Origin of the sequence: Sanguibacter suarezii NBRC 16159, from assembly GCF_001552735.1 — a bacterium.
Lineage (GTDB): Bacteria > Actinomycetota > Actinomycetes > Actinomycetales > Cellulomonadaceae > Sanguibacter > Sanguibacter suarezii.
Window position 1 is genome coordinate 94,864 of the sequence record NZ_BCRT01000011.1, and the last position, 21,234, is coordinate 116,097.

Annotated in this window: 19 protein-coding genes; 8 read left to right on the plus strand and 11 right to left on the minus strand. The window is 72.2% G+C overall.

Annotation, left to right across the window (positions count from 1 at the left end; translation table 11 throughout):
- Positions 1–95 precede the first annotated feature (95 nt).
- Positions 96–2,474 (minus strand): ATP-binding cassette domain-containing protein, encoded by a 2,379-nt coding sequence (locus tag SS2_RS07545; protein WP_066462672.1) that lies wholly within the window; start codon positions 2,472–2,474, stop codon positions 96–98.
- Between the two features lie 33 nt (positions 2,475–2,507).
- On the minus strand, positions 2,508–2,807 hold the full coding sequence (locus tag SS2_RS07550) for an ArsR/SmtB family transcription factor (protein ID WP_083941934.1): 300 nt from the start codon (positions 2,805–2,807) through the stop codon (positions 2,508–2,510).
- A 495-nt stretch (positions 2,808–3,302) separates the two neighbouring features.
- On the opposite strand from SS2_RS07550, the gene SS2_RS07555 reads away from it, so the two are divergent.
- Positions 3,303–3,647 (plus strand): RNA polymerase-binding protein RbpA, encoded by a 345-nt coding sequence (locus tag SS2_RS07555; protein ID WP_066462676.1) that lies wholly within the window; start codon positions 3,303–3,305, stop codon positions 3,645–3,647.
- Between the two features lie 93 nt (positions 3,648–3,740).
- Here the strand turns inward: SS2_RS07555 and lnt are convergent, their stop codons facing one another.
- From lnt to SS2_RS07600, 9 genes are all read right to left on the minus strand, one after another.
- Complete coding sequence (gene lnt / locus SS2_RS07560) at positions 3,741–5,351, minus strand: apolipoprotein N-acyltransferase (protein ID WP_245643434.1); 1,611 nt, start codon at positions 5,349–5,351, stop codon at positions 3,741–3,743.
- Between the two features lie 315 nt (positions 5,352–5,666).
- Positions 5,667–7,289: an amidohydrolase gene (locus tag SS2_RS07565; protein WP_066462678.1), complete on the minus strand. Its 1,623-nt coding sequence runs from the start codon at positions 7,287–7,289 to the stop codon at positions 5,667–5,669.
- A 48-nt stretch (positions 7,290–7,337) separates the two neighbouring features.
- Positions 7,338–10,247: a DEAD/DEAH box helicase gene (locus SS2_RS07570; protein ID WP_066462680.1), complete on the minus strand. Its 2,910-nt coding sequence runs from the start codon at positions 10,245–10,247 to the stop codon at positions 7,338–7,340.
- 21 nt (positions 10,248–10,268) lie between these two features.
- Positions 10,269–11,243 (minus strand): diacylglycerol/lipid kinase family protein, encoded by a 975-nt coding sequence (locus SS2_RS07575; protein WP_066462682.1) that lies wholly within the window; start codon positions 11,241–11,243, stop codon positions 10,269–10,271.
- A gap of 3 nt (positions 11,244–11,246) precedes the next feature.
- Positions 11,247–12,008, minus strand: a complete 762-nt coding sequence (gene tatC / locus SS2_RS07580) for a twin-arginine translocase subunit TatC (RefSeq protein ID WP_066462779.1) — start codon at positions 12,006–12,008, stop codon at positions 11,247–11,249.
- Between the two features lie 65 nt (positions 12,009–12,073).
- The gene (gene tatA / locus SS2_RS16995) at positions 12,074–12,397 is read right to left on the minus strand and encodes a Sec-independent protein translocase subunit TatA (RefSeq protein WP_083941936.1); all 324 of its coding nucleotides are present in this window, start codon (positions 12,395–12,397) and stop codon (positions 12,074–12,076) included.
- A gap of 235 nt (positions 12,398–12,632) precedes the next feature.
- Positions 12,633–12,956, minus strand: a complete 324-nt coding sequence (locus SS2_RS07590) for a hypothetical protein (protein ID WP_066462684.1) — start codon at positions 12,954–12,956, stop codon at positions 12,633–12,635.
- Between the two features lie 9 nt (positions 12,957–12,965).
- Positions 12,966–13,928, minus strand: coding sequence for a helix-turn-helix transcriptional regulator (locus tag SS2_RS07595; RefSeq protein ID WP_066462686.1), 963 nt, complete (start codon positions 13,926–13,928; stop codon positions 12,966–12,968).
- A complete protein-coding gene (locus tag SS2_RS07600) occupies positions 13,921–14,955 on the minus strand; it encodes a helix-turn-helix transcriptional regulator (protein ID WP_066462688.1) in 1,035 nt (344 codons plus the stop codon). Before SS2_RS07600 ends, SS2_RS07595 begins: the two co-directional genes overlap by 8 nt.
- A 34-nt stretch (positions 14,956–14,989) precedes the next feature.
- Here SS2_RS07600 and SS2_RS07605 point away from each other — a divergent pair, with 34 nt between their 5' ends.
- From SS2_RS07605 to SS2_RS07635, 7 genes are all read left to right on the plus strand, one after another.
- The gene (locus SS2_RS07605) at positions 14,990–16,153 is read left to right on the plus strand and encodes a DUF3866 family protein (RefSeq protein WP_066462691.1); all 1,164 of its coding nucleotides are present in this window, start codon (positions 14,990–14,992) and stop codon (positions 16,151–16,153) included.
- A 42-nt stretch (positions 16,154–16,195) separates the two neighbouring features.
- Positions 16,196–17,059, plus strand: a complete 864-nt coding sequence (locus SS2_RS07610; protein ID WP_157607236.1) for a DUF4129 domain-containing protein — start codon at positions 16,196–16,198, stop codon at positions 17,057–17,059.
- Positions 17,056–17,574, plus strand: a complete 519-nt coding sequence (locus SS2_RS07615) for a hypothetical protein (protein ID WP_066462696.1) — start codon at positions 17,056–17,058, stop codon at positions 17,572–17,574. The genes SS2_RS07610 and SS2_RS07615 overlap by 4 nt, the downstream gene beginning before the upstream one ends.
- Complete coding sequence (locus tag SS2_RS07620; protein WP_083941939.1) at positions 17,574–18,623, plus strand: AAA family ATPase; 1,050 nt, start codon at positions 17,574–17,576, stop codon at positions 18,621–18,623. The genes SS2_RS07615 and SS2_RS07620 overlap by 1 nt, the downstream gene beginning before the upstream one ends.
- Positions 18,620–19,924, plus strand: a complete 1,305-nt coding sequence (locus SS2_RS07625; protein ID WP_066462698.1) for a DUF58 domain-containing protein — start codon at positions 18,620–18,622, stop codon at positions 19,922–19,924. Before SS2_RS07620 ends, SS2_RS07625 begins: the two co-directional genes overlap by 4 nt.
- Positions 19,921–20,505 carry a hypothetical protein gene (locus tag SS2_RS07630; protein WP_066462699.1) on the plus strand — a complete coding sequence of 195 codons (585 nt, stop codon included), beginning with the start codon at positions 19,921–19,923 and terminating at the stop codon, positions 20,503–20,505. The genes SS2_RS07625 and SS2_RS07630 overlap by 4 nt, the downstream gene beginning before the upstream one ends.
- A gap of 123 nt (positions 20,506–20,628) precedes the next feature.
- Complete coding sequence (locus tag SS2_RS07635; protein ID WP_066462704.1) at positions 20,629–21,198, plus strand: Dps family protein; 570 nt, start codon at positions 20,629–20,631, stop codon at positions 21,196–21,198.
- Positions 21,199–21,234: the final 36 nt, after the last annotated feature.

Genomic DNA, 21,234 nt, shown 5'->3' on the forward strand with positions numbered 1-21,234 from the left:
CGGCGTCGCGGACCGCTGCGAGCAGGGGCCCGTCGCCGGGGGAACGGTCATCCGTCCACGATACGGAGCGGCGGCGACCCGCGCCCCAGGGACGCTCAGCGGGCCACGTACTCCGCGAGGTGCTCGCCGGTGAGCGTCGACCGTGCGGCCACGAGGTCGGCTGGCGTCCCTTCGAAGACGACCAGCCCGCCGTCGTGCCCGGCGCCCGGACCCAGGTCGATGATCCAGTCCGCGTGCGCCATGACCGCCTGGTGGTGCTCGATCACGATCACCGACTTGCCGGAGTCCACGAGCCGGTCCAGCAGCCCGAGCAGGTTCTCTACGTCAGCCAGGTGCAGGCCGGTGGTCGGCTCGTCGAGGACGTAGACCCCACCCTTCTCCCCCATCTGCGTGGCGAGCTTGAGCCGTTGGCGCTCGCCGCCTGACAGGGTCGTGAGCGGCTGACCGAGGCTGATGTAACCCAGCCCGACGTCGGCGAGACGGGCGAGGATGGTGTGAGCGGCGGGGATGCGCGCCTCGCCGGTGGCGAAGAAGCTCTCCGCCTCGGTCACCGACATCGCAAGCACCTCGGAGATGTCGCGCCCGCCGAGGTGGTACTCGAGCACCGAGGCCTGGAATCGCTTGCCTTCGCAGACCTCGCAGGGCGCGGCGACGCTGGCCATGATGCCGAGGTCGGTGTAGACGACGCCGGCGCCGTTGCAGCCCGGGCAGGGGCCCTCGGAGTTTGCGCTGAACAGGGCTGGCTTGACGCCGTTGGCCTTGGCGAAGGCCTTGCGGATCGGGTCGAGCAGCCCGGTGTACGTGGCCGGGTTGCTGCGCCTGGAACCGCGGATCGCGCCCTGGTCGATGGACACCACGTTCTCGGTGCGGGCGATCGATCCGTGCACGAGGGAGCTCTTGCCGGAGCCCGCCACGCCGGTCACCACGACGAGCACGCCGAGCGGGACGTCCACGTCGACGTCGCGCAGGTTGTTCTCGCTGGCGCCGCGGATCGTCAGCGCACCCGAGGGCGTGCGGACGGAGTCCTTGAGCGAGGCGCGGTCGTCGAGGTGACGCCCGGTGAGGGTGTCGCTGGCCCGCAGCCCTGCCACGGTGCCTTCGTAGACCACCTCTCCCCCGGCCGAGCCGGCACCCGGACCGAGGTCGACGGCGTGGTCGGCGATGACGATCATCTCCGGCTTGTGCTCGACGACGAGCACCGTGTTGCCCTTGTCCCGCAGCTGCAGCAGCAGGGTGTTCATCCGCTGGATGTCGTGCGGGTGCAGACCGATGGTCGGTTCGTCGAAGACGTAGGTCACGTCGGTCAGCGAGGACCCGAGGTGGCGGATCATCTTGGTGCGCTGGGCCTCACCACCGGACAACGTGCCTGCGGGCCGGTCGAGGGAGAGGTAGCCCAGCCCGATCTCCACGAAGGAGCTCAGGGTGTGCGTCAGTGCGGTGAGCAGCGGGGTCATGGACGGCTCGCGCAGCTGAGCGACCCACACGGCCAGGTCGCTGATCTGCATGGCGCAGGCCTCGGCGATGTTGATCCCGGCCACGCGTGAGGCTCGGGCACCCTCGTTGAGCCGGGTGCCCCCGCACTCGGGGCACGGGGTGAAGGTCACCGCGCGCTGGACGAAGGCGCGGATGTGCGGCTGCAGCGCATCGACGTCCTTCGACAGGTAGGACTTCTGGATCTGCGGGACGAGGCCGGAGTAGGTGAGGTTGATCCCGTCGATCTTGATCTTGGTCGGCTCCCGGTAGAGCAGGTCGTCGAGCTCCTGCTGGGAGTAGTCGCGGATCGCCTTGTCCGGGTCGAAGTAGCCGCAGCCACGGAAGATGCGCCCGTACCAGCCCTCCATCGAGTAGCCCGGGATGGTCAGCGCGCCCTCGTTGAGCGACTTGGAGTCGTCATAGAGCGCGGTGAGGTCGATGTCGTTGACGGTGCCCATCCCCTCGCACCGTGGGCACATGCCGCCGGTGACGGAGAACTCGCGTCGTTCCTTGACGGACGTGCCGCCCCGCTCGTATGTCACCGCGCCGGCGCCGCTGACCGAGGCGACGTTGAAAGAGAAGGCCTGGGGCGGGCCGACGTGCGGCTGCCCCAGCCGGCTGAAGATGATCCGCAGCATGGCGTTGACGTCGGTCGCCGTGCCCACAGTCGAGCGGGAGTTGGCACCCATGCGCTCCTGGTCCACGATGATCGCGGTGGTCAGGCCCTCGAGCAGGTCGACGTCGGGACGGGCCAGGTTGGGCATGAAGCCCTGCAGGAACGCACTGTAGGTCTCGTTGATCATCCGCTGCGACTCCGCGGCGATGGTGGCGAAGACGAGGGAGCTCTTGCCTGAGCCTGAGACTCCGGTGAACACCGTCAGGCGGCGCTTGGGGAGCTCGAGGGAGACGTCCTTGAGGTTGTTCTCCCGGGCGCCCTGGACTCGGATGACGTCATGGGTGTCAGCCACGTGCGCTGCCGACGAGGTGGTCTCGGTGGTCATCGGATCTCCATCGGTCGGCAGGCAGGTGGGAGGTCAGGTCCAGGCGGCTTCGGCGTCGCGCAGGTAGGAGCCCAGGGTGCCCAGCGCACCCGGCACCAGGGCGTAGATGGACCACACGCCGCGCTTGTCCCGGGTGAGCAGCCCGGCGTCGACGAGGATCTTGAGGTGGTGGGAGACCGTCGGCTGGGTGAGGTTGAGAGGTTCGGTGAGGTCCACGACCGACGCCTCTCCGTTCTCGTGCGCCGCGACGAGTGAGAGCAGGCGGAGTCGAGTCGGGTCGCTGAGCGCTTTGAACGACAGTGCCAGCGCGGACTCGCCGCTGCGTTGGGTCATGAGGTTGATGTCTCCGTGCCTGCTCGATGAGCCTGTGAGGTGGGCGCGTCGACTCGAGCACCCAGCGTGCCAATCCTACGCAGCCCCAGCGGTGCGCCACTCCCCCGACAGCCGCCCGCACCACCCGACGGGGCCCGACAGTGACGAGTGCAACCATGGACGACCATGCGGGCGATGGGTCCGCCGCGCTACAATGGCAAGGCTCACCAGGCCACGGTCGCGACGCTGATGACTTCCGTCATCCACTGCACGCATCCCCGCGCATGGTCCTGGAGCACCACCCGAGTCAGCCGAGACATCGAGATGCGCAGTGTTCGACCGCCATCTCGACGAGTCGGAGCGGCGCATTCACGGTACCTTCACTCAGTGGAGGAACAGAGCGCCTGATCGGCTCGTTGAAGAACTAGAGCTTGAACTACCGACGTCGTAACACACACGCATCAGGCGGCGCGCGCATCACACGATGACGACACCGCGGATTACTTGGAGGACAACATGGCAGACCGGTCTTTGCGCGGTATGAGCATTGGTGCCAAGAGCATGGAGTCCGATGAGGGCGTCGACTTCGCCCCCCGCTTCCAGGCCCACTACGACTGCCCCAACGGGCACACGATCATCCTTCCCTTCTCCACCGAGGCTGAGGTCCCCCTGGTCTGGGAGTGCCGCTGCGGCGAGGAAGCGCTGCTGCGCGACGCCGAGCAGCCCGAGCTGAAGGCCGGCAAGGCCCCGCGCACGCACTGGGACATGCTGCTCGAGCGCCGCACGGTCAAGGAGCTCGAAGAGCTGCTCGACGAGCGCCTCGCCCTGCTGCGCGCCGGAAAGCTCCGCCGCAGCGCCTGAGCCGCACGGCACCTGCCGCAGCGACCACCGATGCTCCCGCCCCCTCTGGGGGTCGGGAGCATCGTCGTGTGCGGGGTCGGCCCCGGCGCGGGGTCAGCCCCGTCGAGCCGGCGCCGACCGGGGCGCTGCCTTGGCTCGGCGCGTGACCGGTGGCACGGCGCGCGCCGCGCGCCGGTCACGCAGGCTGGTGATCATGCCGGCGAGGGTGAGCGCGCCGGCTGCCACGAGCACGACCCGGGCGGGCCACTCCCCTGCCCGCACAGCCGGGGTCAGGGAGGTGCGCAGCGCGACCGAGGAGATCATCTGCTCCGCGGTGAACAGCCCGGTCCGGTCCAGGAGCACACCGTTGGGCGCGATGACCGCACTGACCCCCACGGTCGAGATCTGGATGGTGGTGCGGCCGGTCTCGATGGCGCGCAGCCGGGACATGGCCAGCTGCTGAGTGGACTCGTTGGTCGGACCGAAGGAGGCGTTGTTGGTGGGGACGACGAGCATCTCCGCCCCGGCTGCCACCGACTGCTGGACGAGGGCGTCGTAGGCGACCTCGAAGCAGATGACGTCACCGATCGTGACCATGCGCCCCAGCCGGGGTGAGTCGAGCTCGATGATCCCGACCTCGGTGCCGGCGATCATGTCGTTGGTGACGAGGTCCACCGCGGAGGAGAAGGGGCGGACCAGGTCGCGGATCGGGATGTACTCGGCGAAGGGCGCCGGGTGCTGCTTGGCATACCGGTCCACCACGCCTACCCCGGGCTCCCACAGGAGCGACACGTTGTACCGGCCGCCGCTCGGGGGGAACTCCTGGGAACCGACGAGGATCGGGGCTCCCACGGCCGCGGCGGCGTCATCGATGAGGGTGGCGGCGTCCGCGTCGACCTGCGGGTCGATGTCGGTGCCGTTCTCGGGCCACAGCACGATGTCCAGGTCACCCTGGGCGACCTCGTCGAGCAGCGCGTACGTCCCGGTGACGTGGTTGTTGAGGACCTCACGACGATGGTTGAAGGCGTCCAGGCCCGGGGTGGCCACGTTGCCCTGCACCGCGCCCACCTGCAGCGTGCCGCTCTCGGCCTGGGTGGCCAGTGGCACGACCAGGCCGACGCCGACCGCGGCCGCCGCCGCGAGGGCGCAGCCGCCGGCCCGGAAGAGATTGAGCCGTCCCAGGGCCAGCACGGCGATGGCGAGCAGCGCGGCGGCGACCACCGCGACGAGGGACACCAGCGGCATCCCACCGAGCCAGGCGAGACGGCCGATGGGCGACTCCGACTGGGAGAACGCGACGCGGCCCCACGGGAAGCCGCCGAAGGGCACCGCTGACCGGGCGAGCTCCCCTGCCACGAAGACCAGGGCGAAGGTCAGGGCCTGCAGGGAGGCGTGCCGCCCGACCACAGCGATCCGCCGGACGTAGGTCCAGGCGAGCATGGACGCCCCGACGAACAGCGCCTCGGCGGCGCTCAGCGCCACCCATGGCACGTCACCCACGGCGTACTGGGCCCACCGGATGTGCACGAGGAAGAAGGACAGCCCCCACACGGTCCCGACGAAGAAGTTCCAGGCCGGGGAGTCACGCACGGTCGCGATGAAGAGCAGAGCGACCCCGGCGAGGGTGGCCAGCCAGATGCCGATGTCAGGGAAGCCGGCGTCGGCGAGCAGCCCACCGGCGACGGCGAGGACGAGGGTGAGCCACCGGGGCAGGCGTACGAGCACGTGAGCAGGGTACGCCACCCCTCTGGGGAATGGCTGGGCGGGTGGTGGGTGGGGCGGTCCGTCCGTCCTTCGTGCCGCTGAGGACATCGCTGTCACCTGCGTTTTCTACTGAACGGACGGACCGCCCCGGGCGCATCGAGGACGCGCCACGTGGGACTCCCCCGCCCCGCCGGAGCGGGCCAGGGAGGTACGTGAAGAACCTACTTGTTCGGTCCTACCTGCTGTCAATACTGCGTTTGTGCTGGTTGACGACATACGCGCAGGTCACGTGGTTTGACGGACAAATGGGACCGGGTGAAAAGCCTCGGGGCCACGTCAGTCGAAGGTGTCGAAGATGACCTGCCCGGAGCGGACCGTCTGACGGCACGTGGGCAGGGCAGCCTCGAGGCTGAGGTCGGGCAGCAGCGGCGTCCCCGAGCGGGCGTCGGTGCTCCAGGAAGACAGCCCGGCTGCCTCGGACTGCACGCCCACGTGCTCGGAGGTCCACACCGCCAGGTGCGCAGGGCTGCCTACCCGGATCTCCCCCGCACCGGTGTGGTCCAGCCCGGCCAGCCGCCAGCCACCGCGGGTCGCGGCTCGGAACGCCGCCCGTGCCGAGATCCGCTGCTCAGGGTTGTGGTGGTAGACGGCGGCCCGGACCCCGGCCCACGGGCTCAACGCCGTCACCGGTGCGTCGGACCCGAAGGCGGTAGGCACCCCGGCAGCGGCGATCGAGGCGAGCCGGTTCATCTGCCCGGCCCGCTCGGCTCCCAGCCGCCGCTCGTAGAGACCGCCCGGGCCACCCCAGGCCGCGTCGAAGGCGGGCTGCATGCTCAGGCCCACCCCGAGGGTCGCCAGCGTCGCCAGGGCGGCGTCGTCGAGCATCTCGGCGTGCTCGATGCGGTGACCCAGGCGCCGCATGGCGCTGCGCTCCTGAGCAGCGGCCGCGACCAGGCCGGCCACCACCTCGTCGCCTGCGCGGTCGCCGATGACGTGGAAGCCGGCCTGCAGCCCGGCGGCCGTGACAGCGAGCACGTGCGCCTCGACGTCGGCGGCATCCAGGTAGAGCTGACCGCGGGTGCCGGGGGCGTCCGCGTACGGCTCGCGCAGGGCCGCCGAGCGGGCACCGAGGGACCCGTCCACGGACAGGTCACCGCCGATCCCGGTGAGCCCAGAGATCGCCGCAGCGAGGGAGCGGGCCTCCTCGACCGTGCGGCACAGCTCCCCGCGGTAGCCCACCACGAGGGGGCGTCCGCTCGCCGGGTCGGCCGTCGCGGCGAGCAGCGCCGCCAGACCCTCCCGGGTACCGGCCCCGGGGGTGCTGTTCTCGTGCACCGCGACCACGCCGCGAGCCGCCGCCTCGCGCAGCACGGCATCGGCCATCTGAGCCTGGCGCGCCGCGTCCACGCGGCGAGCCACGGCCCGCGCTGCGGTGTGCGCCTCCCCGCGCACGACGCCGTCCGGGGCCCAGCCGGGCAGGGCGTCCAGACCTGCAAGCTCGGTCAGCCGGCTGGAGACCACCGCGCAGTGCAGGTCGACCCGGGCGGCGTAGACCGGCGCTCCCCCGCACACGGCGTCGAGGTCGGCCGCGGTGAGCGGCCGGGCGTCGGCCCAGGCGGTCTCGTCCCACCCGTGGGCGAGCAGCGGGCCGTCGGCGCTGCGGTGAGTGGCAGCCCGCTGGGCGAGCGCCTCCAGCGCGGCAGCCCGTGACGGCACCTGCGACAGGTCGAGGCCGGTCTGGGTGAAGGCCTCCTCGAGCAGGTGGACGTGGGCGTCGACGAAGCCGGGAGCCACCAGCGCCCCGTCCAGGTCGACCACCCGGGTGGCGCGGGCGGCCAGACCGTCCGCAGTGTCGTTCGCCCCGATCCAGGTGACGACCCCGTCGTCGACCAGCAGGGCCTCGGCGAAGGGGTCCGTCGGGGAGTGGATGATGCCGTTGCGGTACAGGATCGAAGTCACCGCACGACTGTATGCCACCACCGCCCGCCACCACCGCAGAGGGGGCTGCTAGACGCTCGAGTACGCCACCACGCCCCGGCGCAGCGCCTCGATGGCCTGGTCGGCTGTGCCGCGCATGCGTTGGTCGGGTGCCGCCTTGGTCAGCTGGCCCAGCACGTCGATGATCTGCTTGCACCACCGCACGAAGTCACCGGCAGCCAGATCGGTGTCCTTGAGCACCACGTCGAGGCTGCGTCCCGACGCCCACCGGTGGACCGCCTCCACGAGGCCGAAGTCCAGCGCCCCGGTCGACTCCAGCCGGTGCGCGGCCTCGAGGTCGTCCAGGCGGGACCACACCCGGACCGTCTCGTCCAGCGCGAGGGCCAAGGTGCCCGCAGGGCCCCCGGGAACCCGCGGCTCGCCGTCACCCTCGTCGCGGCGGGCGGAGTACACGACCGTGGACACCGCCGCGGCCAGCGCCGCCGCGTCCAGGCCCTCCCACACCTTGAGCCGCAGGCACTCCGCGAGCAGCAGGTCGCTCTCGGCGTACAGCCGGCGCAGCGCCGCTCCGGGAGCGGTCACCACGAGCTCACCCTCACCGTTGCGCTCGAGGTAGCCCAGGATGCTGAGCACCTCGCAGATCCGGTCGAAGACCTTGGCGATCGACCCGGTCCGTCCCTCGATCCGGCGCATCAGCGCCCGGTGCTCGGCGTCGAGCTTGGACCAGCGGTTCGCCCACCGGGCGTGGTCCTCACGGTCGGGGCAGGAGTGGCACGGGTGCGCCCGCAACGCGGTCATCAGCCGCGCCAGCTCCTTGTCCTGCCCGGCGGCGTGACGCACCCCGCGCCCACCCCGGCCCGGCGACGTGCCACCGCCACCGGACTCACCCAGCTCGCTCACCGCTCCGCGCAGCTGCGCGGCCAGCTCGCGGCGCGCTGCGGGGTTGCGTGCGTTGAAGGACTTGGGGATGCGCACCGCGCCCACCGTCTCCACCCCGTGCGGGACGTCAGCCAGCGTGAGCTTCTTCACCTGGCGCTCGCTGCTCAGCACGGTGGGGCGGGGACCGTCGAAGCCGGTGTCGTGCCCAGGGTCGAGCACGATCGCGTACCCGGCGCGACGCCCGGACGGGATCTCGATGACGTCCCCACGCTGCAACGAGGTCAGCGAGGCGATGACCGCCGACCGCCGCTCCCCCGACGCCCGCTTGGCCAGCTCCCCCTCGCGGGCGCTGATCGCCCGCCGCAGCCGCATGTACTCCGCGAAGTCACCCTTGTCGCAGCGCATCGCCTCGGCGTACCCGTCGAGGGCCTCGGAGTTCGCAGCCGCCTGCTTGGCCAGCCCCACCACACCGCGGTCGGCCTGGAACTGCGCGAAGCTCGTCTCCAGGATCTCCCGTGCGCGCTCGCGGCCCACCTGCGAGACGAGGTTGACGGCCATGTTGTAGGTCGGGGCGAAGCTCGAGCGCAGCGGGTACAGCCGCTTGGACGCCAGCCCGGCCAGCGCCACAGGGTCGAGCCCTGGGTGGTCCACGACCACGGCGTGCCCCTCGATGTCGATCCCGCGCCGCCCGGCGCGCCCGGTCAGCTGGGTGTACTCCCCGGGGGTGAGGTCCACGTGGTTGGACCCGTCCCACTTGACGAGCTTCTCCAGCACGACGGACCGGGCCGGCATGTTGATCCCCAGCGCCAGCGTCTCGGTCGCGAAGACCACCTTGACCAGACCAGCGCTGAACAGCTGCTCCACCGTCTCCTTGAACAGCGGCAGCATGCCCGCGTGGTGGGCGGCCACACCGCGGGTGAGGGCGTCCAGCCAGCCCCAGTACCCCAGGACCGCCAGGTCCTCCGACGGGATGGCGGCGCAGCGCTCCTCGACGATCTCGCGGATCTGAGCCTCCTGCGCGGGGGTGGTCAGACGCAGCCCCGCGCCCAGGCACTGAGCGACCGCACCCTCGCAGCCGGCCCGGGAGAAGATGAAGTAGATGGCCGGCAGCAGCCCCGCCCGGTCCAGACCGTCCACCACGGCGAACCGCGGCGGTCCGCGGCGCCCGGAGTGCTGAGCCACCGCGGGCGCGCCACCGGACCCGGACCCGGTGTACCCGCCTCGGCCACCACGCCCCCGTCCACCGCCGCGTCCGCCACGCCCGCCGTAGCCGCCGCCACCGGAGCCCCGGAAGGCGTCGCTCTGGCGCATCACGGCGAGCAGGTCCGGGTTGATGGGCGGGTTGGTGCCCGGGTCGGTCGGGTCGACCGTGTGCGCGTACAGGTCGAGGATCCCCCCGGGGTGGGTGCCGCGTCCGGCCACCACGACGTGCTGGGACAGCGGCACCGGGCGGTGCTCGCTCACCACCACGGCCGTGTCCCCGCGCACCATCTCCAGCCAGTCCCCGAACTCCTCGGCGTTGGAGACGGTCGCTGACAGCGAGACGAGCTGCACGTCCGGGGCGAGGTGGATGATCACCTCTTCCCAGACCGCCCCGCGGAACCGGTCCGCCAGGTAGTGGACCTCGTCCATGACGACGTAGCCCAGCCCGTCCAGCGTCGGGGAGCCCGCGTAGAGCATGTTGCGCAGCACCTCGGTGGTCATGACGACGACGGGAGCCTCACCGTTGATCGTCGTGTCACCGGTGAGCAGGCCCACGGAGTCGGTGCCGTAGCGGCGCACCAGGTCGGTGTACTTCTGGTTGCTCAGGGCCTTGATCGGTGTGGTGTAGAACGCCTTGCGCCCGGTGCTCACCGCCAGGTGGACGGCGAACTCCCCCACGATGGTCTTGCCGGCCCCGGTGGGGGCAGCCACGAGCACGCCCTGCCCACGCTCCAGCGCAGCGCACGCCTCCACCTGGAAGTCGTCGAGGGCGAAGTCCAGGGAGGAGCGGAACTCCTCGAGCTGAGGTCCGGACTGTGCGGCGCGCTCACGGAAGCGGCGGTAGCGCTCCGACGGGGAGAGAGCGTCAGGATCGGTGCGGTCTGCGCGGGAAGCCATGCCTCCAGCCTAGGTGCCTGGTCAGACGAGCACGCGCAGAGCACCCGGGTGGACCTGCACACGCAGCGGGACCGGACCGATGACCTCACCGTCGGCGAAGGCCACAGGCGGGAAGGCCCCAACACCCGTCGGCTCGATGATGACGACGGAGGTGCGCTCGGTGCTCACAGCGCGGTGGCGCACGTGGGTGCCGCGGTACATGCCAGGGAAGAGGGCGAGGATGGCGCGCTTGGACAGTGCGCTCGCGGACACGAGATCGAGCTGGCCGTCGTCGACGAGAGCGTCCGGGGCGATGCGGACCCCGCCGCCGAAGTGCGAGGAGCTGGCCACCGCGACGACGGTCCCCACGAGGTCGCGGGTGCCCGCATCGGTGGTGAGACGGTAGCCGTAGGGGGTGAAGCCGCGCAGGCAGCCCAGGACAGCGCGGACGTACTTGGCCGGCCCGGAGGGCCAGCGGTAGGTGTTGGCCCGGGCGTTGACCGCCGCGTCCAGGCCCACCGAGAGGACGCCGGCGAACCAGGACCCGCCCCAGGTCTCGCCGTCGGGCGACTGGGCTCCGGCGACGTACGGGGCGACGTGCACGGCGTCGACCGCGCGGGGCGGATGGCCCAGCGCGACGACGATGCGGGCCACCGCAGCCTCGACGCGGTGGGCGGGCAGCCCGAGCACGCGGGCGAAGTCGTTCCCCGACCCTGCGGCGACGATCGCCAGCGGGGTGGGCGTGCCCACCACCGCATTCACCCCGAGGTGGACCATCCCGTCCCCGCCGACGACGACGAGGGCGGCGAGCCCGTCGATCGCGGCGCCCCGAGCCCGGGCGAGGGCGTCGGCGACCGACTCCCCCGAGAGCTCGAGCACCTCGACGCCGGCCTCGCGCAACAGCTGTGCGGTGCGGCGCCCGGCTGCCCGGCCGCGGCCCTGTCCGGCTGTGGGGTTGACGACCAGGCCGACGCGCGCAGGCGCACCGGAGACGGCGCAGTGGTCAGGTGGTGTCACGGGTCAGACGTCGTACCCGGCGACTTCTTCGTCGAAGGCTGCCTGTCGCTTGTCCACCCGGCGGTCGTGCAGGATGCAGACTCCGAGGGCGACGAAGTACAGCAGACAGATGGGCAGGGCGACGAGGATCATCGTCAGCGCATCCGGGGTGGGGGTCATGATCGCCGCGAAGGTGAAGGCGACCACGATCGCCCATCGCCAGCCCTTGGCCCACGTGTCGGCCCGCACCAGGCCGAGGAAGTTCACCGCGACCATGAGGACGGGCATGACGAAGGCGAGGCCGAAGGCCACGAGCAGGCGCATGACGAAGCTCAGGTAGGTCTGGGCGTCCTGGAAGTTCGTGGAGTCGGTCGGCAGGAAGTCGGTGAGGATCCGCACGGCGTGCGGCAGCACGAGCCAGGCCATCCCGGCGCCGGCGGCGAAGAGCGGGACCGCTGCTCCGATGAACCCGACGGTGTAGCGCTTCTCCTTGCCCGTCAGCCCCGGGGTGATGAACGCCCACAGCTGGTAGAGCCACCACGGGCTGGTGATGATGAATCCGACGAAGAACGAGACCTTGAACTTCATGTCCAGCGCAGCGCCGGGCGCCCCGAAGTTGATCGAGGCGAGCTGGTTGCGGCGCGCGGCCGCGTCCAGGATCGGCTGCTGGAGCAGGTGGAAGACCTGGTCGTAGAGGAACCACCCGCCGACAGCGCCGATGACGATGCCCAGCGCACCGAGGAAGAGTCGCTTGCGCAGCTCGAGCAGGTGCCCGCGCAGCGACATCCTCCCCTTCGCGGCCAGTCGTTCCGCGCGCTGCTCGGACTTCGACTTCGAGCCGTTCGCCACGCCTATACCTTCGGCGGAGCGGTGCTCTCAGACGAAGCGCTGGGAGCAGGGTCGCCGGGCTGGGCGGCGGCCGGTGGTGTCACGACAGGGGTCACCGGGGCGACGGGGATCACCGGCGGGACGGGGGCGACAGGGGCGACGGGTGCGACGGGTGCGGCCTTCGCCACGGGTGCGTCGTCGTCCTCCTGGAGCTCCTTGATCTCCTTCTTGAAGATCTTCAGTGACTGTCCCACGCTCTTGGCGAGGTCGGGGAGACGCTTCGCGCCGAACAGCAGCAGGACGACGACGAGCAAAACAATCCAGTGCCAGGGCCTCATGGCGCCCATAGGATCCTCCAGGTGCGGTGGTGTTGGTTCAATGGTAGTTCGGTTGACTCCTGCGCAGGGTACCTGTGCGTGATGAACGAACGGTGCACCGGGCGGTGAACGTCGCCTCATCGTCGAAGCGCTTCGCCTATTGTGTCCTACCGCTCTCCCCTGTCAAGGTGCCCGCCCCGGACTGAGCCATCGACACGCATCGATGCAGTGGCGTGGCGGTGGTGGCACCGCGGTGATCCGGCGGCTACAGGTCGATCCGGCGCCACCGCTCGTAGCGGTCGGCGTGGCCCGCCCGGCGCGCTGCCGCGCGGCTGCGGCGCAGCCGGCGTCGCTCGGCGACGCGCTCGGCCTCGTCGTGGGGGTCGCTGAAGACGGTGACCGGTCGCGGGGTGGTGGCCGGCCCGGCTGCGGTGAGCTCGTCGACGCGCACGGACATCCGCTCGAGCGCCTGGCTCAGGCCCGTGCCGGCGCGCAGCATCACCTTGAGGCGACGCCACAGGTCACGACCGAGGAAGAACGCGCCGACACCCGCGCCGAGGACAAGTGCGCACCAGATCCAGAACCACATCTGCCCAGCCTACGCATCCAGGGCGGCGTAGGCGTCCAGCGCGGCGCGGGCCGCGGTGACCACGTCCTCGCGCAGCTCGGCCGGACGGACCGAGCGGACGTGGCGGGCGTGGCGCAGCAGCAGGTGCCGCAGCCACAGGGGGTTGGCCACCCGGACGGCCGCGGCGAAGGTCCCGTCGTCGAGGTTGACGACCTTCTCGACCGGGATCTGCTCGGCGATCCAGCGCGCCTGGCTCGACAGCACGAGCTCGGCGACGGTATCCCCCGCCGGACGGTAGTCGCCGGGGGTGCTCAGCGGTTCGTCGTGCTCGACAGGGTCGTCCAGGACCTCCGCCCGCAGGATGCGGTCGGTGCGGAAGGTGCGCTGGTCCTGGGCGCTGTGGCACCAGGCGTGCAGGTAGGTGAAGGTGTCCGAGGGCAGCAGGCGGAAGGGGTCCACCACGCGGCTGGAGGTGACGTCGGAGGCGTTGACGTACTCGATGCGCAGCTGGCGCCGTGCTGTGAGCGCGGTGCGCACGGCGGCGAGCACAGGTGGGGTCGCGTCGACCCGCAGCCGCACGTCCAGGGCTGAGGCGGCGTCGCCCGAGGCGAGGGTGAGCTTGGTCAGGGCGGACTCGATGACGGCGGCCTGCTGGTGGTCCCCCGACTCCGCGACCACCTCGGCGAGGGCCCGCAGCGCGGCGATGAGCGCGATGCCCTCGCGGGTGCCCAGGCGCAGCGGCCGGGTCATCCCGCGGGCTTCGGTCAGGTGCACCACGCCGCGGTCGTAGGAGTCGGCGTCGAAGTCGATGAGGTCCTGCGGCCAGTAGCCGGGGGTCCCGGAGATCCACAGGGTGTCCACGTCAGCGAGGATCTGCTGCGGGGTGACCGAGAAGTGCCGGGCGAGCTCGGCGACCGGCACCGGTCCGGACACCTCGAGGAAGGACACGAGCGCGACGAGGCGCACGAAGCGTTCGGTGGCGCGTTCAGACATCGTCGTCTCCGGGTGGGGTCAGGGGCAGTGCGGCCGCTGCGCGCAGCCGCTCCAGGACGTGCTCGCGCAGCTCGGGCGGGTCCAGGACGAGGACGGCCTCGCCGTAGCCGGCGACCTCGTCGGCCAGCGCCTGGGTGGAGGTGTAGGGCACCGCGACGAGCTCGCGGTCGGCGACGGCGCGAGCCAGGCGGGGGTCGTCGGGGGCTGGGGCGTGGGCGCTCCCCCGGGCTCGCAGCGCGCTGGCGCGCTCGGGGCGCAGGGCGAGCAGCGCCTGGCGCACCGGAGCCAGCGGCGTCCCGCTGATGAGGGCGTCGACGTCGATGTCGGCCGGTGCGGTGAAGGCGCCCTGCGCCCCCACGGTCTTGACCGGACCCTCGATCCGGGTGAGGCGGAAGGCGCGGGCGGCGTCGCGGTCGCGGTCGTGGCCGAGCAGGTACCAGCCGCCGTCGCGCACGGCCACCTTCCACGGCTCCACGGTGCGCCGGCGCACCTGACCGGTGCTCGCCGCGCGGTAGGTGAAGACGACGACGCGGCGGGCCAGGATCGCCTCGAGCAGCGGTTCGTAGGCGGCTGAGACCGACCGGACCCGTGGGGCCAGGCCGGCGACGGCGTCGGCGGCCTCCCCGGCGGCGCCGGTGTCCATCTCCCCGGCCGAGCGGAGCTTGGTCAGCGCCCGGGTGGTGTCGACCGCCACCGTGGCGTCCTGCCAGAACTGCGCGGCCAGGGAGAGGACGCCCAGCTCGGCCGGGGTGAGGTTGACCTCGTCCAGGGCGTAGGAGTCCTTGTCGATGCGGTAGCCGATCTCCTCGGAGTGCCCGCCGGTCTCCACCGTGATGATGGGGACGCCGAGGTCACGCAGGGCATCTTTGTCCCGCTCGAACATGCGTTCGAAGGCCTCGGGTGAGGCGGTCGTGTCATAGCCGGCGACGGACGTGCGGATCTCGTCCTTGGTCATCCGCGCACCGGTGTTCATGAGCGCGATGACAAGGTTGAGCAGGCGGGCCGCGGGCGAGGTGAGAGGAGGCATCGGTCCTACGCTAGCGTCGAGTAGCGTTGACGCCGTGATTACGTCGCGAGTTGGTGTGGTGGTGTCGCTCGGGCGCGCCTGGTCCGGAGCCCAAGAGCTCACCGTCGACGTCGAGGGCGTCGGACCCGTGCGGTCCCTCGCCTACCCCGACCTCGTCGGCCCGGCCGCCCCCGGGGACACAGTCGTCCTCAACACCACCGCCCTGGACCGCGGGCTCGGCACCGGGGGGTACGCCCTGGTCATCACGGTGCTGTCGGCCGACGCCGGTGCCGGTGGGGCCGCAGCCCCCACCGCGCCCCCTGCCAGCGGTCCCGGTCACCTCGTCAAGGCCCGCTACACCCCGCTGCAGACCATGGTGCTGGGCGTCGACGAGCAGGAGTCCCCCCACCACGAGGTGCTGCGCGAGGCCGACGACCTCGCCGGGCTGCCCGTGGTGGTCGCCGACCTGCACTCAGCCCTGCCCGCGATCGTGGCCGGCGCCCGCCTGGACGCCGCACAGCGCGGCGCACCGGCCCCCCGCGTCGTCTACGTCATGACCGACGGCGGCGCCCTCCCGGCCGCCTTCTCCCGCACGGTCGCCGGCCTGCGCGACGCCGGCTGGTTGGCCGCGTGCATCACCGTCGGACAGGCCTACGGCGGCGACCACGAGGCCGTCACCACCCACACCGGGCTGCTCGCCGCAGCCACCGTGCTCGACGCCGACCTCGTCGTGGTCGCCCAGGGCCCGGGCAACCTCGGCACCGGGACCCGCTGGGGATTCTCCGGGGTGAGCGCCGGGGAGGTGATCAATGCCGCTGCCGTGCTCGGGGGCCGTCCCGTCGCCTCCCTGCGCATCTCCGGCGCTGACCCGCGCGACCGCCACCTCGGCGTCTCCCACCACTCCCTGACCGCCTACGGGCGGGTGGCGCTGCGCCCGGCCGACGTCGTCGTGCCGGTCCTCGCCCGAACGCCTGAGGCCTTCGCCGCGGGGGGCGGGGACCCGGTCGCTCTCGATGCGCGGATCGCCGAGCAGGTCAGCGCGCTGGCGGCTGCCGGGCACCGGCTGGTCACGGTGGAGACCTCCCCGGAGCTGCTCAGCGCCCTCGCTGCCAGCCCGGTAGGACTGTCCACCATGGGTCGCGGGCTCGCAGCCGACCCCGCCGCCTTCCTCGGCGCCGCCGTCGCCGGCCAGCACGCGGCACGACACATCCGGGCCTGACCACCCGATTCGTCCGCTCTCTCCGCTAGGGTGGGCGCCACGATGACGCCACAGACCCGACCGCCCACGGAGACCCACGCGGACATCCACGCGGCGCGGCCGACCGGCACCACCGACTCGATGGACACCGTCGTCCTCGCCGACGACAGAGAGCCGCGCCCAGGACGGCGGGCGCTCGCAGCCGCCCTCGCCGCCGTGACCGCACTCATCCTCCTCGTGGTCGTCGGCGCTGCGCTGGCCGGGGACTGGGGATTCGACCCCGGACCAGCGCCGACCGCCAGCGTCGAACCTCCCCCCACCCAGGACCCCTCTCCCACCGCAACCCCGGTCGAACCCGACCCGCCGAACGAGACGGTGCAGCGCACGCTCACCACCGTGCTGCTGGTCGCCGGGGGGCTCGTGGTCGCCTTCCTCCTCTACCGCGTGGCCCTCTGGGTGCGACGCACCGTGCTGCCATGGCTGGCAGCGCACAAGGACAAGCCCCAGCCCCCGCAGCCCGCGCCGGGTCTCACCCTCGAGGCCCTCCCGCTCACCGAGCTGCGCGAGGCCGCCACCCACGCCGAGACGCTCCTGCACGAGGGGGACAGCTCCCCCGACGCGATCATCGCCGCATGGCTGGCCCTCCAGGAGGCCGCGGAGCGCAGCGGGGCGACCCGTGCCCCCGCCCAGACCCCCACCGAGTTCACCGTCGAGGTCCTCTCCTCGACGCCCGCCTCCCCCGCGGCCGTCACCGAGCTCCTCGGCCTCTTCCACCTGGCCCGCTTCGCCCGCGCCGACATGACCCCGGCGCAGGTGGCCGCAGCCGGAACAGCCCTGCGCCAGCTCATCGAGGACTTCAGCCGCGCCGTGAGAGACCGGCCGACCTCCCCCACCCCTGACCACCCTCCGACGGAGCCGGCACCATGAAGATCCTGTGGGGGTACCTCCCGCTCGAAGCGCTCGGGGTCCTGCTCGCCCAGCAGGCGCTCGGATTCTCCATGGTGCACGCGGCGATGACCATCATCACCGCCGCTGCGGTGACCGTCCTCCTCGTCGCCCTGCCCGCCGTCTACCACCCGCACTGGCCCCGCACCTCCACCGGCCGCCGTGACGGCGCCCGGGACCAGATCTCCGCCCTGTCCTGGGCATTCATGACCCGCGACGAGACCGTCAGCGCTCGCGGCCTGCAGACCGTCCGCGAGGCTGCCACCACCCGCCTCGCCCTGCACGGCGTGGACCTGACCGACCCCGCCCACGAACCGGCCGCCCGTGCCCTCCTCGGGGACGCGTCCTACGACCTCTTCCAGGACACCCAGCCCGCGACCATGACCCGGGTGGGCCGCTGCATCGACCGCCTCGCCGAGATCACCGCCACGAGCCAGCCCGCACACAGCCAGCCATCACAGCCGACCCAGCCACCATCACAGCCGAGGACCACCTGATGACCGCTTCACCCGACCAGCCCGTCACCGCCCCCACCGCCCCCACCGCCTCTGCGACCCCGGTCGCCGCCCCGGGCCCGGTGGAGGGACTGCCTGTGAGCGAGACCGCCAGGCTCGCCGACCATGTGCTCACCGAGGTCGCGACCGTCGTGGTGGGGATGACCGGACCGATGCGGATCGCGCTCGCGGCGATCCTGGCGGGTGGGCACGTGCTCTTCGAGGACGTGCCCGGGCTGGGCAAGACCCTCGCCGCGCGCAGCCTCGCCGGTGCGCTCGGGCTGGACTTCACCCGCCTGCAGTGCACCCCCGACCTGCTGCCGGCCGACATCACCGGGTCCTCGGTGTACGACCCGGCCGAGCGAGAGTTCGTCTTCCGGCCCGGGCCGGTGTTCACCGGCCTGTTCCTGGCTGACGAGATCAACCGCACCGCCCCCAAGACGCAGTCGGCGCTGCTCGAGGCCATGGCGGAGCGCCAGGTGACCATCGACGGCACCACCTACCCGCTCGACCTGCCCTTCCACGTCATGGCCACGTCCAACCCGGTCGAGTACGAGGGCACGTACCCCCTGCCCGAGGCACAGCTGGACCGCTTCATGGTGCGCCTGGCGGTGGGCTACCCCGACCGCGAGGCAGAGTTCGACGTCCTGCGTCGCCGCCTGGACCGCCGCCAGGAGTTCTCCTCCGTCCGCGCGATCGTCGACCCCGCCACGCTGCTGGCCATGCAGGCCGGGGTGGAAGACGTCGCCATCGACCCCGACGTCGTGCGGTACTGCGTCGACCTGGCTGCAGCCACCCGCGAGCTGGACGAGCTCGAGGTGGGCGCCTCGCCCCGCGGCTCCCAGACGCTCATGCTCGTGGCTCGGGCGCTGGCAGTCATCGACGGACGTGACTACGTGCTGCCCGAGGACGTCAAGGCCGTCGCGGTGCCGGTCCTGGCCCACCGGCTCACCCTGAGCCCCGGTGCCTGGGCCGCCGGGATCAACCCGGCGACCCTCGTCGCCCGGATCCTGGACCGCGTCCCGGGACCGGCCACCGTCTCCGCGCCATGACGAGCCTCACGGCGGACGCCGCCGTCTGGCGCCAGGACGCCTCCCTCATCGTGAGCGCGGCAGCCGGCGTGCTGCTCGCAGCGGTGGGTCTGCTGTTCGGCCGCCCGCAGATCGTCGCCCTGGCCACCCCCCTCGTGCTGTGCGTGGTGTGGTCGGTCGTCCAGCGTCCGCGCGGTGACGTGACGGCCACGGCCGCCACCGCGTCGACCGCCGTCCGCGCAGCCGCGCTGGACGTCGAGCTCACCATCACCGCTCCGGCCGGTGCTGACGTCGCCGTGGTGCGCGCCCTCAGCCCCGGCAACCCGACGGTCGACGCCCTCGTCGCGGTGCCGCACGGCCAGCGCACGCTGCGGCTGCGCACCCCGTCGGTGCGCACCGGGACCCGTGAGCTGTTCACCGTCGACGTCCTCGCGCTGGCTGGTCCCGGCGGGTGGAACCAGGGCCCGGTCCACGTGCCGCCCTCCCAGATGCTCGTCCTGCCGCCGCACGGTCGTCTGACCCTGGTGCCCGTCTCCCAGCAGCTGCGTGGGCTGACCGGCCCGCACAGCTCCCGCCGTCTCGGCGACGGCCCCGAGATGCGCGACGTCGCCCCGTTGCGCGCCGGGGACTCCCTGCGCCGGGTGGACTGGCGTGCCACAGCCCGGCGGTCCCCCGACCTCGCCCAGCTCTACGTGCGGCGCACCTTCGCCCCCTCGGAGGCGTCGGTCGTCCTCGTGGTCGACTCCCGCGACGACGTCGGCCCTCGGGTGGCCACGTGGGGCGGCTTCCAGGACAGCGCGCCCCACGAGCAGACCTCCCTCGACCTCGCCCGGGAGGCGGCCGCCGCGGTCGCCAAGGCCGTGGTCGACGCGGGTGACCGGGTGGGTCTGGACGACCTGGGCCGCCTCGCGTCCCCGCTCCCGCTCGCCGGGGGCAAGCGCCACCTGCAACGGCTCACCTATGCCCTGGCGCTCAGCCGCCCCGTCGGAGCCCCGCCCACCCGGCGGCGCGCCCCCCAGATCCCTGCCGGCGCGCTCGTCTATCTCTTCTCCACCTTCCTCGACGACAACGCCGCCGACATCGCCAGCCAGTGGCAGTCCCACGGGCACCGCGTCATCGCGGTGGACACGCTGCCCGAGGCGAACCTGCGCGGGCTCTCCGTCCGCGAGACCTACGCCTGGCGCCTGACCGAGATCCAGCGCGGCAACCGTCTGGAGACGCTGGCCCGCTCCGGGGTGGACGTGCTGCGCTGGGCCGGCGGGGACGCGGCCCGCGACCTGCGGGCCGCCGCGCGTGCCCAGGCTGCTGGACGGCCCCGATGAGCCGCATCCCGGGTCCCGAGATCGACTGCGGCCCCACGGTGCCGGGCTGGGCCCTGCACCTCGGGCTCGCCGCGGCGGCCGTCGGCGTCTTCCTCGCCGCAGCGGCCGGCACCGGCCTGCCGGTGGGTGTCATGGTCACGGTGATCCTGGTCATCGTGGTCACCGCCACGGCCGGGTCCGCGGTGCGCGGACCGGGGTACCTGACGCTCGGGCTCAGCCTGTTCCCCGCGACCGTCGCGATGCTCACGCTGGCCCCCGTCGGCTATACCTGGCGCACCCCCGTCCTCATGGTCGCCATCCATGCGACCGTGCGGCTGAGCTGGTACGCCACGCACGTGCTTCCGGCCACCCGGGTCGAGCTCGCGGTGCTCGGCGCCGAGGGGCCTCGCTTCGTGGTGATCAACTGCGTCGGCCAGGCCGTCGCCCTGCTCGCGGGAGCGGTGACAGCGGTGACTGAGCAGGGCTCCGGTTCCGCCTCGACGGGCACCGGGTGGGCTGGCGTCCTGGGGGCTGTGGCGCTGCTGGCGCTGGCGCTCGCCTTGCGCGGCGCAGCCGTGCGCAGACCGTTGACCAGCAGGTGAGCACACCGGCAGCAGGCGCACGCTCGCGAGCACCACAGCCGTGAAGTTCTGCGAGGTCGGCTCGTTGCAGGCACGATGAGGTGAGGGGATAGCCCCCGCACGAACACGTGGAGGAATGAGCCAATGACTGCACGCAAGCAGCTGCCCAACTACACCGTCCCGTCGCTGACCCCCACCCAGGGAGCCAAGGTTGCCGGGATCCTGCAGCAGCGTCTCAACGCGCTCAACGACCTCGCCCTGACCCTCAAGCACGTTCACTGGAACGTCGTGGGGCCGCACTTCATCGCCGTCCACGAGATGATCGACCCGCAGGTCGAGGCGGTCCGGGCGATGGTCGACGCGATCGCCGAGCGCATCGCGACGCTGGGCGTCGCCCCGCGCGGCACGCCGGGCGCGATCGTGGCAGAGCGCACCTGGGACGACTACGCCCTCGGACGCGCCTCGACGATCGCCCACCTGGGTGCGCTGGACGAGGTGTACCAGGGCGTCATCACGAGCCACCGCAAGGCAGCTGACGACACCGAAGAGCTCGACGTGGTGAGCAACGACCTGCTCGTCGGGCACCTGCACGACCTCGAGCTGTTCCACTGGTTCGTGCGTGCGCACCTGGAGTCCTCCGGCGGCGAGCTGAGCACCGCAGGCGCCACCTCGGAGCAGGACGCCGCGGAGAAGGCCGACAAGGCCGACAGCTGACGCGCCAGACTCCACCGCAGACAACGAGATCCGTCG

Excerpts from the sequence above, each read along its gene's own strand:
- SS2_RS07545 (WP_066462672.1), bottom strand. The coding sequence starts at position 2,474 with ATGACCACCGAGACCACCTCGTCGGCAGCGCACGTGGCTGACACCCAT.
- SS2_RS07550 (WP_083941934.1), bottom strand. The coding sequence starts at position 2,807 with ATGACCCAACGCAGCGGCGAGTCCGCGCTGGCACTGTCGTTCAAAGCG.
- SS2_RS07555 (WP_066462676.1), top strand. The coding sequence starts at position 3,303 with ATGGCAGACCGGTCTTTGCGCGGTATGAGCATTGGTGCCAAGAGCATG.
- SS2_RS07570 (WP_066462680.1), bottom strand. The coding sequence starts at position 10,247 with ATGGCTTCCCGCGCAGACCGCACCGATCCTGACGCTCTCTCCCCGTCG.
- tatC (WP_066462779.1), bottom strand. The coding sequence starts at position 12,008 with ATGTCGCTGCGCGGGCACCTGCTCGAGCTGCGCAAGCGACTCTTCCTC.
- tatA (WP_083941936.1), bottom strand. The coding sequence starts at position 12,397 with ATGGGCGCCATGAGGCCCTGGCACTGGATTGTTTTGCTCGTCGTCGTC.
- SS2_RS07590 (WP_066462684.1), bottom strand. The coding sequence starts at position 12,956 with ATGTGGTTCTGGATCTGGTGCGCACTTGTCCTCGGCGCGGGTGTCGGC.
- SS2_RS07595 (WP_066462686.1), bottom strand. The coding sequence starts at position 13,928 with ATGTCTGAACGCGCCACCGAACGCTTCGTGCGCCTCGTCGCGCTCGTG.
- SS2_RS07600 (WP_066462688.1), bottom strand. The coding sequence starts at position 14,955 with ATGCCTCCTCTCACCTCGCCCGCGGCCCGCCTGCTCAACCTTGTCATC.
- SS2_RS07610 (WP_157607236.1), top strand. The coding sequence starts at position 16,196 with ATGACGCCACAGACCCGACCGCCCACGGAGACCCACGCGGACATCCAC.
- SS2_RS07615 (WP_066462696.1), top strand. The coding sequence starts at position 17,056 with ATGAAGATCCTGTGGGGGTACCTCCCGCTCGAAGCGCTCGGGGTCCTG.
- SS2_RS07620 (WP_083941939.1), top strand. The coding sequence starts at position 17,574 with ATGACCGCTTCACCCGACCAGCCCGTCACCGCCCCCACCGCCCCCACC.
- SS2_RS07625 (WP_066462698.1), top strand. The coding sequence starts at position 18,620 with ATGACGAGCCTCACGGCGGACGCCGCCGTCTGGCGCCAGGACGCCTCC.
- SS2_RS07630 (WP_066462699.1), top strand. The coding sequence starts at position 19,921 with ATGAGCCGCATCCCGGGTCCCGAGATCGACTGCGGCCCCACGGTGCCG.
- SS2_RS07635 (WP_066462704.1), top strand. The coding sequence starts at position 20,629 with ATGACTGCACGCAAGCAGCTGCCCAACTACACCGTCCCGTCGCTGACC.